Origin of the sequence: Limnohabitans sp. 2KL-27, from assembly GCF_001269345.1 — a bacterium.
Lineage (GTDB): Bacteria > Pseudomonadota > Gammaproteobacteria > Burkholderiales > Burkholderiaceae_C > Limnohabitans_A.
Genome location: NZ_CXOP01000002.1, coordinates 1,346,273 through 1,359,035, shown reverse-complemented (window position 1 = coordinate 1,359,035; position 12,763 = coordinate 1,346,273). Strand labels below are relative to the sequence as shown.

The window sequence follows — 12,763 nt, the reverse complement described above, 5'->3', positions numbered from 1 at the left end:
GTTTCAAACCTTTTTTCGAATGAGTTGTATGCCGGGTGTGACCGACTGTTGGGGGTTCTGCAAGGCCAGACCCAGGTTGTGGCGGGCAATGCGCGAGTGCTCACGCATGATGGCTTCTGCCCGTCCGGCTTCGCGTTGTTCAATGGCTTGAAGCACTTGTCTGTGCTGGTGCTGCGCCACCACCAACAAGTCGCGCGCATCGCTTTTGTGGGCTTGCACTCCCACAAAACCAGAAGCCGAGGCAAAGGGCATACTCGAAGCACGTTCGATTTCGCGAGCCAACACGGCGCTGTCAGCCATCTCAGACAAGAGTTTGTGAAACTGGCCATTCAACAGCACAAATACCGAAAAACTGTCGTCATCCAAAACGCTTTGGCGCAACAGCTCGTCAATTTGATCGAGACATTCGCCCGCTTGCTTGAGCACGGAAGGGCGCACACCTCGTTCCGCCGCCAGCCTTGCGGCCAATCCCTCCAAGGTACCCCGCAGCTCAATCGCATCGGCCACATCGCGCTCTGAAAATGTGCGCACCGCATAGCCGCCGTGACTCAAAAGCTCCAGCAAGCCCTCTTGCCCTAGACGCATCAGCGCGGCACGAATCGGAGTTCGGGACATGCCCAAGCGCTCAACCAAGCCCAACTCGGCAATGCGACTGCCCGCTGGCAAATCACCCGCCAAAATCCATTCGCGCAGGCGCTGCTGTGCCTTGATGGCTTGGGAGCCGCCTTCTTCAGCGGCATCTGCTGCAAGGGTTCGGACGGGGGATGTGCTCATGGAGAGATCGATAAAAAAGATATTTAACCACCAACCAGCCCAACAATGTATACAGGGAATCCCTTTATTCCAGTTATTTGCTCATTATTTAAGCAAAATAAATCATTAATGTATTCATAACATCATTGAACGAGAATTTTTGAGCGGCGACAATCTGAGCGCCTTGAAGGAACGCCCCGATGGATTTGGAATTATTGGACTTTGAATGCAGTGAAGACGCCGAGGGTGTGGTGTGCTGGGATGCGTTGGCGCAGCCGCACAAACACCACAACGCGGCCCTGCTCCAAGAGGTTTCCGAGGTCCTGGCGTGGGCCTACCTGTTTAACGCGCAAGGTCCCGGCCGTTTGGAAGACGGTGCCCAATGGGACTATGACCTGCAAGCCACACTGCACGCCGAAGACCAGGCGCCTTCGAGCGCGCAGATTGTGTTCAACCCGAGCACGGGCCAGACCACGATAACGCCCCTGTCCTTGCACCAACGTATCGAACTGGGCCTGAGTTTGAGCGGCACCCCGGCATTTGCCCAAGCCTTTCGCGACCACTGGGACGCCCCATGAACAACGCCGGCCCCCCTGCCCCGGTCAGCTTTGGACAGGCCCTGAAGTTCTGGGTCTGGCTGGGCTGCGTGAGCTTTGGCGGCCCCGCAGGCCAGATCGCCCTGATGCACGAAGAGCTGGTGGTGCGTCGCCGCTGGATTTCAGAAAAACGCTACCTGCACGCGCTGCATTACTGCATGCTGCTGCCCGGCCCCGAAGCGCAGCAACTGGCCACCTACATGGGCTGGCTGATGCACGGCACGCGCGGGGGGATCGCGGCGGGCGCCCTGTTTGTGTTGCCCTCTTTGTTACTGCTGATCGTGCTGAGCTGGGTCTACAGCGCCTGGGGCCAACACCCTTGGGGGCAAGCCTTGCTCTGGGGCCTGAAGCCTGCGGTGACGGCGCTGGTGCTTCAGGCCGCCCACCGCATGGCCACACGAACCCTCAAGGAACGCTGGCTGTGGGGGCTGGCGGCGGTGTCATTTGTCGGCACCCTTTGGGGCCTGCCTTTTCCGCTGACCATTGCGGCCTCAGCCGCTGTGGGTTTCTACATGACGCGTCAGCGCCCTGAAGCAACCGACATGGCCCATGCCAGCGCAGTGGTGAATCCCAAACCCACCTTGCGGGCAAACCCGCCGTCTTCTGATGCTGCAGGGTGGCTGGACGACACCTCACCTCAGCCCGCACACACACACCACAGTTCGAAGCGACTGCTTCGCGCACTGGCCTTGGGCGTCGGCCTGTGGGCGCTCAGCCTGGGCCTGATCGCCGGGCTGTTCGGCATGGGCCACACCCTCACCCAAATGGGTGGCTTTTTCACGCAAGCGGCCTTGCTGACTTTTGGCGGGGCTTATGCGGTGCTGCCCTTTGTGACTCAAGCAGCAGTGGTGCAATACGGCTGGCTCACGGCTGCCCAAATGATGGATGGCCTGGCCTTGGGTGAGACCACACCTGGGCCGCTGATCATGGTCGTGGCCTTTGTCGGCTTTCTCGGTGGACACAGCCAGGCCTTGCTCGGCCACCCGCTGCTGGGCGGCGTTGTGGCCGCGTGCGTGGTCACTTGGTTCACCTTCCTACCGTCCTTCGTGTTCATTTTGGCTGGCGGGCCACTGGTGGAGTCGACACGGAAAATACCCTCACTGAGCGGCCCTTTGCAAGGCATCACGGCCGCGGTGATCGGCGTCATCTTGCACCTGGCCGGTGTTTTCGCGCGCCAGACCTGGCTGCCCGGAGGCTGGCACGCGCTGCCCGACCTGAGTGCGATGGGGCTGACACTCCTGGCGATCTGGGCCTTGGTCTGGAAAGGCTACAGCGTGGTGCGCGTGCTGGGCGCTTGCCTCGTGTTGGGCCTGCTGCGGCAGGCCCTGTTGTGATGGCGCACAACAAGTGACGGATTGCGCTTGAAGTGCTGGACCCTGGCTTGACAGCCTGAGACAATGCCAGCCTTGACTTCGGGTTTTTTCATGGCTTCCAACACCTCCAGCGCATCTTCGGCTTTCGCCCCCCTCCAAAACGACACCTTCCTGCGCGCCTGCTTGCGCCAGGCCACCGACCACACCCCCGTCTGGCTCATGCGCCAAGCCGGGCGTTACCTGCCCGAGTACTGCGCCACCCGCGCCCAAGCCGGCAGCTTCATGGGCCTGGCCACCAACGTCGACTTCGCCACCGAGGTCACCCTGCAGCCCCTCGAGCGCTACCCGCTCGACGCGTCCATCCTGTTCAGCGACATCTTGACCGTGCCCGATGCCATGGGCCTGGGCCTGTCGTTTGCCCAGGGCGAAGGCCCCCGCTTTGCCAAGAACGTGCGCGACGAAGCCGCCGTGGCCCAGCTGGCCGTGCCCGACATGAACAAGCTGCGCTACGTGTTCGACGCCGTCACCAGCATCCGCAAAGCCCTGAACGGCCGCGTGCCCCTCATCGGCTTTTCCGGCAGCCCTTGGACGCTGGCGTGCTACATGGTCGAAGGCGCTGGCTCGGACGACTACCGCCACGTCAAAACCCTGATGTACAGCCGCCCCGACCTGATGCACCGCATCCTGGCCATCAACGCCGACGCCGTGGCCCTGTACCTGAACACGCAAATCGAAGCGGGCGCGCAAGCGGTCATGGTCTTCGACAGCTGGGGCGGCGTGCTGGCCGACGGGGCTTTCCAGGAATTCAGCCTGGCCTACACCGCCCGCGTGCTGGCCCAGCTCAAAACCGAGCACAACGGCCAGCGCATCCCCAGCATCGTCTTCACCAAAGGCGGCGGACTGTGGTTGCCCGAGATGGCCCCTTTGAAGTGCGACGTGTTGGGCCTGGACTGGACCATGAACCTGGGCCGCGCCCGGGCTCTCGTGGGCGGTCAAGTGGGCGGCCCCGGCAAAGCGCTGCAGGGCAACATCGATCCGAACATCTTGTTTGCGCCGCCCGCGCAGATCGCCACCGAAGTGCACCGCGTGCTCGACAGCTTTGGCACGCCGCACACGGACACAACCACCACCGGGCCCACGCACATCTTCAACCTGGGCCACGGCATCAGCCAATACACCCCGCCCGAGCATGTGACGGCGCTGGTCGAGGCCGTGCACAGCCATTCGCGCAAATTGCGACAAGCTTGAGTGACGGTATGGGCCAGTCGGCGGCTTCAGCCCCGACAGGGACCTGTGTCACAGCAGGCCAAGGTCGGACCTGCAGGTGCGACCTACGGGATGCGTCCGGTGATGTGGAGCACCACACCTTGTACGCCCGTCTTCACGCCAGGCAGCTCCACCTGAAAATCATCCGCCTGCTTTTGGGCTGCGCCTGTCTTGGAAATCCGCGCCACCAACCGAACCTGCTTCAGATCCGACAGCATCGGCGGCGCACCCATGCCCATGCTGTCGCTCAGGGCAAAGGGCACCGGCCATGCGGTGGGCGTGCCGCGCCAAATCGCCACGGGGCGGCGCGTGCCCTCTTCGGCCAGCGCGTACACGAACAAAGTGGCACCCGAGCCGATTTGGCTTTGCACCTGGGCTGACACACGCACTTCGCCCTGAATGAGGGCTCTGCTGTGGCCTGCTGTTGGCGCGCTCGCAGACATCGGCGCATGGGGCGAAGCCAGCGTTGCGGGCCGCTGCGCTTGTCCAGCCGGCGTAGACACAGCCGCTGCCTTGGCCATCTCGCCCGCTTGGGCCAAAGCCTGTTGCAGGCCTTGCGCTGCTTCGCTTTCGGCAGGCACCAAAGCCAGTGCTTGCTGCCAATATGTTTGCGCTGCGGCAGGCCGTTTTTCGGACAACGCGGCACTGCCCGCCAGCACCAATGCGTTCAGGTGCTGGGGTTGACCACGCAACACGTTTTGAATCCACTGCCAGGGCTCGCCGGTGTAGACACCCCCCGCGCTCAAGGCTTTCATTTGCGCGCGCTCAATCCACAGATCGGGCTCAGGCGACAAAGCCAGCACACGGGCCAGGGCTTGCTCGGCCGGGGCATGCGCGTTTTGGGCTGCGTGCAGCCGCGCCAAGGTCAACCAAGCCTGAGCATCGTCAGGGCGTTTTTGCGTGGCTTCTTGCCAGACGCGGGTTTGCTCGGCCAGTTGCTCGGGCGTGGTGGCGCTGATCTTGACCCGCTGGCTCAAGGGCTCTGGCCACCAGGTCTGGGGCGCACCCAATTGCACATAACTCAGTCCACTGAGCAACACCAGGCCCACGAGCAAGCCCAGCCATCGCGCAGGGGCAAGGATCGCTGGATGCTCATCAGCCCGCGCCGCATCGTCCAACAGATGGCGCAGCAACTCGTCACGGGCCGCCTGGTGCTGCAGCGCCGTCAAACGGCCTTCGGCCAAAGCACGGTCCAGATCGGCCAGATGCTCCTGGTGAATGAGGCGGTTGGTTTTTGACTGCAACTCGGGCCCCACGACCTGGACAGGGTTTTTCAGGCCACGCCGCAAGACCCACGCGGACACCCCACCCAAGGCCAACCATGCCAACAACAAACCCAGCCAAGGCGGCAACAAGGACATCAAGACTCCAAGAGTTGGCGAACGCGTGCGCGTTCGCTGTCGGTCAAGGGGGCGGGCGCAGCGGCTTTGCGACGCATCAAGCGCAGCGCCACGGCCAACGCGCCCAACAACAACACAAAGGGGCCGAACCACAGCAGCCAGGTCACGGGCTTGACCTCGGGCTTGTAGAGCACAAAGTCCCCGTAACGGCTGACCAAAAAGCTGCGGATGTCGGCATCGCTTTGGCCCTGCTCGATCAGGCTGCGCAACTCGCGGCGCAGGTCGACCGCCAGTTCGGCATTGGACGAGGCCAGCGATTCGTTTTGGCACACCAGACAGCGCAACTCGGCCGCGATGTGGTCCCAGCGCGCCTGCACGGCCGAGGACATGGGGGCCTCGGTGTGCGCCGCTCCTGGCGCGCCCACACCCGGCAAAGTGGCCTGCACCCCCGATTGAACAGCCACACCGCTTGTCGCAGCAACCGGCGCTTGGGCCGCCACACAGGCGCCCCACAACCAAACGCTGGCCAACAGCCACTGCAGCAGCGCGCGCATCAATTGAAACTCCGCAGCAAGGGCAGCAACTTTTGCTGCACCACATCCGGCGTCAAAGGCCCGGCGTGCTTGAAACGCACCACCCCATCGCGGTCCACCAAATAGGTTTCGGGCAAACCGTACACGCCAAAATCCAAGCCCACGCGGCCGTCCATGTCCATCAGGTTCACGCCAAAAGCCTGACCGTGTTTTTGCAACCAGGCTTGGCTGCGGTCAGTGGCTTTTTGCAACGCTTGGGCGCTTTGCGGGTCCTGCCCGGACAGCTCCGAGGCCTGCAGCTCTTTGTAGTTGATGCCCAGCATCTGCAGCCCCGGCTGGCGGGACAGCGCCATCAAGATCGGGTGCTCTTCCTTGCAACCCGCGCACCAGGTGGCCCACAGGTTGACCAGGGTGAGCTGACCCTTGAACTGCTCAGCACTGAACACGCCCGGCCCGCCCACCACCGGCAACTTGAAAGCGGGTGCATTCTGACCGATCAGCGGTGAGGGAATCTCTTGCGGGTTGCGCGTCAGGCCCACGGCCAAAAACACCACCATGCCCAAAAACAAGCCCAGCGGCACAAACACCCAGCGCGGCATCCGCCGAGCTGAGGCGTTGGCAAAAGCGCCGCTCATGACAAGGCTCCTTTGGCCACAGCGCCAGGCGCTGCAGCACGCACACCTGTCCCCTGTGCGCCCATACCCGCGCCCTGGTTGGCCAAAGCGCCCCGCGCACCGACTATCGATGGGGCTTGGCGGTAACGCCGATCCAAGGCGGCCAAACCACCACCCAAGACCATGAACACCGCACCCAGCCAGATCCACGACACATAAGGCTTGTGGTAGACCCGAAAACTCCACTGCGGCGGCTCGCCCGTCAAGGGCTCACCCAAAGACACATAGCGGTCTCGCCACAGGTTGCGGTCAATCGCTGCCTCGGTCATGGGCATGGCACTGGAGACATAGCGGCGCTTTTCTGGCTGCAGCGTTCCCACCTGGCGCTCACCCTCGAACACCTGCATCTGCGCGCGCAAGGCCAAGTAATTGGGCCCCAAATGGTTGTCCACGCTGATCAGTTGGTAACGCGCACCCGCCACCGTAACCGAGTCCCCCAGACCCAAACGCACATCGCGCTCCACCTGAAACGACTTGACGCCTGTGATGCCCAGCACCAGCACCGCGACGCCCAGGTGCGCCACCTGCATGCCCCACCAGGCCAGGCCCGGCGATCCGGGCAAGCGCAAGCGCTGCACGATTTGCCACGCGCCCGACAACACAATCCAGCCGCCCAGCGTGCCGCCCATCACCGTGAGCCAACCGCCTGCGGTGGTCACCGTCTCGGCATCTTGCGGCGCGGCGCCCCAGCTGGCCCAAGCGCTGGCCGCCAGCAACGCGAGCGCGCCCGGCACCAACACCGAACGCACGGCCGCCCAGCGGGCCACATGCCAGGGCACCACCGTGCCCGGCACCATGGCCAAGAGCAGCGGCACCATCAGGGGCACGAACACGCGGTCGAAATACGGCGGCCCGACCGACAGCTTGCCCAGGTTCAGCGCGTCGATGATCAAGGGGTAAAGAGTGCCCAACAGCACCGCCGCCATGGCCACCACCAAGAGCACGCTGTTGAGCAGCAAAAACGATTCGCGCGAGCCCGCCACCGGCTGCGAGGCATTAGCCCACTGCGGGGCGCGCCAAGCAAACAAGGCCAGCGACATGCCCACCACCACGGCCAAAAACATCAAAATGAAAATGCCGCGCGAAGGGTCGGTGGCAAAGGCGTGAACCGAAGTCAACACACCCGAGCGCACGAGGAAGGTGCCGAGCAAACTGAGCGAAAACGCGCCAATGGCCAGCAGCACCGTCCAGGCCTTGAACTGCCCGCGCTTGTCGGTGACCATGAGCGAATGGATGAGCGCCGTGGCCACCAGCCAAGGCATGAGCGAAGCGTTTTCCACCGGGTCCCAAAACCACCAGCCGCCCCAGCCCAGCTCGTAATAGGCCCACCACGAACCCAAGGCGATGCCCAGCGTCAAAAAGCCCCAGGCCGCGACCGTCCAAGGCCGCGCCCAACGCGCCCAAGCGGCGTCCAGCCTGCCCGAGAGCAGCGCCGCCATGGCAAAAGCAAAGGCCACCGACAGCCCCACATAGCCCATGTAGAGCATGGGCGGGTGAATGACCAAACCCGGGTCTTGCAACAAAGGCGTGAGGTCACGCCCCTCGTCAGGCGCCGGGAACTGCCGTGCAAACGGGTTGGACAGTGTGAGGATGAAGGCCAAAAAGCCCACCGACACCGCGCCCATGACGCCCAGCACCTGCGCAACCAAGCCCTGCGGCAAGCGCTTGGAAAACGTGGCCACTGCCACCGACCACAGCGCCAGCATCAGCACCCACAGCAGCAGCGAGCCTTCGTGTCCGGCCCAAATGGCCGACAAACGGTAAGGTGTGGGCAGCAAGGTATTGGAATGGTGGGCCACGTACTTGACGCTGAAATCGTGCACATAAAAAGCGTGCCACAAAGCGCCGAAAGCCAGCACGATCAAGACCAGCTGCAAAACCGCCAAAGGCCGCGCCAAGCTTTGCCAGCCGGCACGCCGCGCTGACAAGCTGCCCCACAGCGGCAGCACCGCCTGCGCCAAGGCGACCCAGGTCGCCATGATCAAGGCCAGATGGCCGACTTCAGGCCACATACACGGCTCCGTTCATGTCTGCGCGCGTCACCGCACCACCGCCGCGCCCACACGGGCCTTGGCCGCTTCGTCCAGCGCGTGCTGGGCCTCGGGCGGCATGTAGTTTTCATCGTGCTTGGCCAGCACTTCGCTGGCCACGAACAGACGGCCCGCGTCCAAGCGGCCTTGCGCCACCACGCCCTTGCCTTCTTTGAACAAATCGGGCAACAGGCCCACATAGCGCACCGGCACCTCGCGCTGTGTGTCGGTCACCACAAAGGCCACAGCCATGCCGTCGCGCTCGATGCTGCCTGCCTTGACCAAACCCCCGACACGAAAGTGCCCCTCTTTGGGCGCTTCACCCGCGGCCACTTGCGTGGGCGTGAAGAAAAACACCAGGTTGCTCTGGAAGGCGTTGAGCACAAAAAACAGCGCGCCGCACAAGAGCAGCACGCCCAGTCCGATGCCCAACAACCGCTGGTGGCGACTTTTCATGTCTCGGCTCCTTGGGGAAAAGGGAGGGTGCGGGATGCCACAGCTGGGCTGGCCGCCGCACCGCCTGGGGTTTCGGCGTCCAGGGCCTCGGCATTCATGGCCTCGCACACCGCGTCCAGCGCTTGCTGTCGGCCCATGCGCGCGAGCAGCACCTCGCAAGCCAGCAAGGCCGCGCTCACGCCCATGCTGCCCCACACGTACACGCCGTAGCCGCCCATGGCCCAAAACTCCGAAGCGCTGGACCAAATCATGCGGCACCTCTCACAGCGCGGTGCGCCAGCACCTCGGGCAGCTGGTGCACCCAGGCCGCATGGCTGTCGCGCGTCAGAATCAAACTGCGCACGCGCCACAAAGCGATCGCCGCCGCATACAACCAAATGGCCAAGCTCATCAGCAGCATGCCGGTCAGCATGATGCTGGCCATGCGCGGCGACTGGGTGAGCGAGACCGACGCCCCTTGGTGCAAGGTGTTCCACCATTTGACCGAGAAGTAAATGATGGGCACATTGACCGCGCCCACCACCGCGACCAAGGCGCCTGCCCGGTCCGAGCGGCGCGGGTCTTCGATGGCCGAGGTCAAAGCGATGTAGCCCAAATACAAAAAAAGCAAAATCAGCATCGAGGTCAGGCGTGCGTCCCATACCCAATAGGTGCCCCACATGGGCTTGCCCCACAAGGCCCCAGTCCACAGCGACAAAAACGCCAGCAAAGCCCCCGTGGGTGCGAGCGAGCGCGTCAACAGGCCCGACAAGCGGGTGTTGAACACCAGGCCCAACACACTCCAAAACGCCATGGCCAGGTAAATGATCATCGCCATCCAGGACACGGGCACATGGATGTAAATGATGCGGTAGGCCTGGCCCTGCTGCGCATCGGACGGCGCGACCATGAAGCCCACCCACAAGCCTGCCAAGGCCAGCGCCGTGGCCAGCAGTGCCAACACAGGCCACAGGCGCCCGGCCAGGGGGTAAAAGTGTTGCGGTGCGGCGTAATGAAACAGCTTCATGTCGGGTCCTTCATTCCAGTGCCAGGCGCAAAGCCGCAGCGCTTGCCCAAGGGCTGAACGCGGCTGCAGCCAACAACAAAGCCAGCAACACCGACACATGGGCTTGTGCGCCAAGACCGCGCAGCTGCGCATCGACCGCACCCGCGCCAAACACCAGCACCGGCACGTACAAAGGCAAAAGCAACAGCGACTGCAGCACGCCACCACCGCGCACCCCCAAAGTGAGGGCCGCGCCAATCGCGCCCAGCAAGGACAAGACCGGCGTGCCGATCAACAGTGTCAAAGCCAGCATGACCAAGGCATCAGAACCCAAACCAAACTGCAAACCCAACAGCGGCGACAGCAGCACCAAGGGCAGACCCGAAATCAACCAGTGCGCGGCCACCTTGGCCGACACCAGCCAGGACAGGGGGGCGGCCGACAAGGCCATCTGCTCGAGGCTGCCGTCCTGGTGGTCGGCCTCGAACAAGCGGCCCAAGCTCAGCATGCTGGCCAGCAAAGCCGCCACCCACAAGACCCCCGGCCCGATCAGGCGCAAAGTGGCGGGCTCGGGGCCGATGGCCAGCGGAAACAAGGCCGCCACCAACACAAAGAAAAACACCGCGCCCAACCACTCGGCCTTGCGCCTGAAGGCCAGGCGCAGGTCGCGGCGCAGCACGCCGCCCATGGCCTGCCAGGGGCTGGGCAATGGGTGCGGATGCGCTTGCACGGGGACGCTCATGGCGGGTGCGTTCATGCGTGGCCCGCCTCACGGCCAGTCACACGCCCCAACTGCAGTCGCGCCCCCGGGCCTTGCAGACCCACATCGTGGTGGCTGGTCATGACCACCGCGCCACCTGCGTCCACATGCGACTGCAGCAAGGCGCGGGCCGTGGCGGTGGCCTGCGCGTCTAGGCCCACCAAGGGCTCGTCCAAAATCCACAGCCGCGCCGGGCTGGTGCGCAAACGTGCCAAAGCCACGCCTTGCCGCTGGCCTTGCGACAAGACCCGCACGGGCAGGTGGGCACGGCTTTGCAGGCCTTGGGCGGCCAGCGCTTGCACCGCCTGCTCACGGCTGAGCGCCAAGCCGCTGACTTGGGCATCCACACACAGGTTTTCGCAAGCGGTCAGATCGGGCTTGAGGCCCAAGGCGTGGCCGATGTAATGCAGCACGGCGCGGTCTGGGCGAGCCAGGCGGGACGCAGGGGATTGAGGCCACAGCACCTGGCCGCGTGCCGCCGGAGACAGGCCACACAGGATGCGCAGCAAACTGGTCTTGCCGCAGCCGTTGCCGCCTTCGATGTGCAACCAACTGCCCGCAGGCACGGAAAAGCTCACGCCCTCGAACAAGGTCCGCTGGGCCTTTTGGCAGGCCAGGTCCATCGCTGTGAGCACCCAAGACGCCATGAAAAGGCTTTCCGGTCGGTTGAAGACAAGGCAAAGTGTAACGATGGATTGACACTTTGTGTGTTGAAAGCCTTGATTTAGACCGGTAAATCAGGGTATGCCCTGAGTTTGAGACTTGAAACGGACATCAAAAAACCGCCCTAAGGCGGTTTTTGAGGTCTTGGCGGGTCTCACCCCGCCATGGCCCGATGGCGCATCAGGCCTTTTTGGCCCAAGCCGAGCACCAGCCTTTGGCGGCCACTTGCTTGCCTGCAAACAAGGGGCAACCGCCCGCTGCCGCACCGGCCTTGGCCTGGAACAAGGCGCAGTTGGCGCAGTTGGAACCGGCAGCGAACTTGGGGTTCTTGGCTTTGTCGACCTTGCTGGCGTCGGCCTTGTAGGCCAAGCCCACAGCTTGCGGGTCTTTTTCATCGACCATGGCTTGGGCAGAAGCTTCGCTCACGGCCATGACGGCGGTGGCAGCAGTGGCCACTTGCATCATGAAGACGCGGCGAGTGGAAGGGGTGGATGTGAAACGGGACATGCAAGACTCCTCTGAGGGTATGTCAAAAATTACTGGACGGTTCATTGTGCGCCACATGAGTCACTTTGTCATGTGGCCCGGGATACTTGAGCAAAACACACAGGAAAGCCCTGCTTTATGAATGTCAACTGTATTGGACATGCCCATGTCAGAATGCGGCACAGATCCACACCGCTTTCACAAAGGTTTTGACATGCTGCAACTGCTGATCGGCTTGGTGCTCTTTTTGGGCATTCACTCTCTGCAAAGCCTGGCCCCACACATGCGCCAAAACGGCATCGCCCGCTGGGGGTCACTGGGCTTCAAGGCCGTTTATGCGGCGGTGGCCGTGCTCGGGCTTTACCTTCTGGTGCAAGGCTACAGCCAAGCGCGCATCGACCCTGTGGTGCTGTGGACACCGCCTCGCGGCATGCAGCATGCCACCATTTTGCTGATGTGGTTGGCCATGGTCTTGCTGGTGGCCAGTTATGTGCCTGGCAACCAGATCAAGGCCAAACTGCGCCACCCCATGACCTTGTCGGTCAAGGTCTGGGCACTCGGCCATTTGTTGTCCAACGGCAACTTGGCCGATGTGCTCTTGTTCGGCGGTTTTCTGGTCTGGTCAGTGCTGGTGTTCCGCGCGGCCCGCAAGCGAGACCGCATGAGCATGCACTCTGCGCCCGAAGGCAAACTGCTGGCTACTTTGCTCGCCGTGGTGGTGGGCACAGGCGTCTGGGCGGCTTTCCTGATGGGTGGCCTGCACGTTTGGCTGGTCGGCGTGATGCCCTTTACCCGGGCTGGCTGACCGGTCATGCGAACGGGGCCTGTGCCGCGAAGGGCCCGCTCGCATCTTCAACATGCTTGCGCAGCACGGCTGGAACTCGGCGGCCCGCCATGGACTGAAGCCC

The 12,763-nt window shown here is 63.3% G+C and carries 15 protein-coding genes; 4 read left to right on the top strand and 11 right to left on the bottom strand.

Annotation, left to right across the window (positions count from 1 at the left end):
* Window positions 1-3 precede the first annotated feature (3 nt).
* On the bottom strand, window positions 4-774 hold the full coding sequence (locus tag LHAB_RS09360; RefSeq protein ID WP_090045671.1) for a GntR family transcriptional regulator: 771 nt from the start codon (window positions 772-774) through the stop codon (window positions 4-6).
* 179 nt (window positions 775-953) lie between these two features.
* On the opposite strand from LHAB_RS09360, the gene LHAB_RS09355 reads away from it, so the two are divergent.
* From LHAB_RS09355 to hemE, 3 genes are all read left to right on the top strand, one after another.
* The gene (locus LHAB_RS09355) at window positions 954-1,331 is read left to right on the top strand and encodes a hypothetical protein (protein ID WP_090045669.1); all 378 of its coding nucleotides are present in this window, start codon (window positions 954-956) and stop codon (window positions 1,329-1,331) included.
* Window positions 1,328-2,683 (top strand): chromate efflux transporter, encoded by a 1,356-nt coding sequence (gene chrA, locus LHAB_RS09350; RefSeq protein WP_090045667.1) that lies wholly within the window; start codon window positions 1,328-1,330, stop codon window positions 2,681-2,683. Before LHAB_RS09355 ends, chrA begins: the two co-directional genes overlap by 4 nt.
* A gap of 90 nt (window positions 2,684-2,773) precedes the next feature.
* Window positions 2,774-3,910: a uroporphyrinogen decarboxylase gene (hemE, locus tag LHAB_RS09345; protein ID WP_090047857.1), complete on the top strand. Its 1,137-nt coding sequence runs from the start codon at window positions 2,774-2,776 to the stop codon at window positions 3,908-3,910.
* Between the two features lie 83 nt (window positions 3,911-3,993).
* On the opposite strand, the gene ccmI is transcribed toward hemE, so the two are convergent.
* The 10 genes from ccmI to LHAB_RS09295 form a co-directional block, all read right to left on the bottom strand.
* Window positions 3,994-5,289 carry a c-type cytochrome biogenesis protein CcmI gene (ccmI, locus tag LHAB_RS09340; RefSeq protein ID WP_090045665.1) on the bottom strand — a complete coding sequence of 432 codons (1,296 nt, stop codon included), beginning with the start codon at window positions 5,287-5,289 and terminating at the stop codon, window positions 3,994-3,996.
* Complete coding sequence (locus tag LHAB_RS09335; protein WP_090045663.1) at window positions 5,289-5,822, bottom strand: cytochrome c-type biogenesis protein; 534 nt, start codon at window positions 5,820-5,822, stop codon at window positions 5,289-5,291. Before LHAB_RS09335 ends, ccmI begins: the two co-directional genes overlap by 1 nt.
* On the bottom strand, window positions 5,822-6,436 hold the full coding sequence (locus LHAB_RS09330) for a redoxin family protein (protein ID WP_228763400.1): 615 nt from the start codon (window positions 6,434-6,436) through the stop codon (window positions 5,822-5,824). Before LHAB_RS09330 ends, LHAB_RS09335 begins: the two co-directional genes overlap by 1 nt.
* Window positions 6,433-8,487 carry a heme lyase CcmF/NrfE family subunit gene (locus LHAB_RS09325; RefSeq protein WP_090045661.1) on the bottom strand — a complete coding sequence of 685 codons (2,055 nt, stop codon included), beginning with the start codon at window positions 8,485-8,487 and terminating at the stop codon, window positions 6,433-6,435. Before LHAB_RS09325 ends, LHAB_RS09330 begins: the two co-directional genes overlap by 4 nt.
* Window positions 8,488-8,514: 27 nt before the next feature.
* Window positions 8,515-8,961, bottom strand: coding sequence for a cytochrome c maturation protein CcmE (ccmE, locus tag LHAB_RS09320; RefSeq protein WP_090045659.1), 447 nt, complete (start codon window positions 8,959-8,961; stop codon window positions 8,515-8,517).
* Complete coding sequence (gene ccmD / locus LHAB_RS09315) at window positions 8,958-9,212, bottom strand: heme exporter protein CcmD (RefSeq protein WP_090045657.1); 255 nt, start codon at window positions 9,210-9,212, stop codon at window positions 8,958-8,960. Before ccmD ends, ccmE begins: the two co-directional genes overlap by 4 nt.
* A complete protein-coding gene (gene ccmC, locus LHAB_RS09310; RefSeq protein ID WP_090045655.1) occupies window positions 9,209-9,967 on the bottom strand; it encodes a heme ABC transporter permease CcmC in 759 nt (252 codons plus the stop codon). Before ccmC ends, ccmD begins: the two co-directional genes overlap by 4 nt.
* A 10-nt stretch (window positions 9,968-9,977) precedes the next feature.
* The gene (gene ccmB / locus LHAB_RS09305) at window positions 9,978-10,634 is read right to left on the bottom strand and encodes a heme exporter protein CcmB (RefSeq protein WP_194943216.1); all 657 of its coding nucleotides are present in this window, start codon (window positions 10,632-10,634) and stop codon (window positions 9,978-9,980) included.
* A 65-nt stretch (window positions 10,635-10,699) separates the two neighbouring features.
* Window positions 10,700-11,353 (bottom strand): cytochrome c biogenesis heme-transporting ATPase CcmA, encoded by a 654-nt coding sequence (gene ccmA / locus LHAB_RS09300; RefSeq protein WP_090045651.1) that lies wholly within the window; start codon window positions 11,351-11,353, stop codon window positions 10,700-10,702.
* Between the two features lie 196 nt (window positions 11,354-11,549).
* Entirely contained in the window at window positions 11,550-11,876 is a 327-nt protein-coding gene (locus tag LHAB_RS09295) for a high-potential iron-sulfur protein (RefSeq protein WP_194943144.1), read from the bottom strand.
* A gap of 193 nt (window positions 11,877-12,069) precedes the next feature.
* On the opposite strand from LHAB_RS09295, the gene LHAB_RS09290 reads away from it, so the two are divergent.
* Entirely contained in the window at window positions 12,070-12,660 is a 591-nt protein-coding gene (locus LHAB_RS09290) for an NnrU family protein (protein ID WP_090047852.1), read from the top strand.
* The last annotated feature ends 103 nt before the right edge of the window (window positions 12,661-12,763 follow it).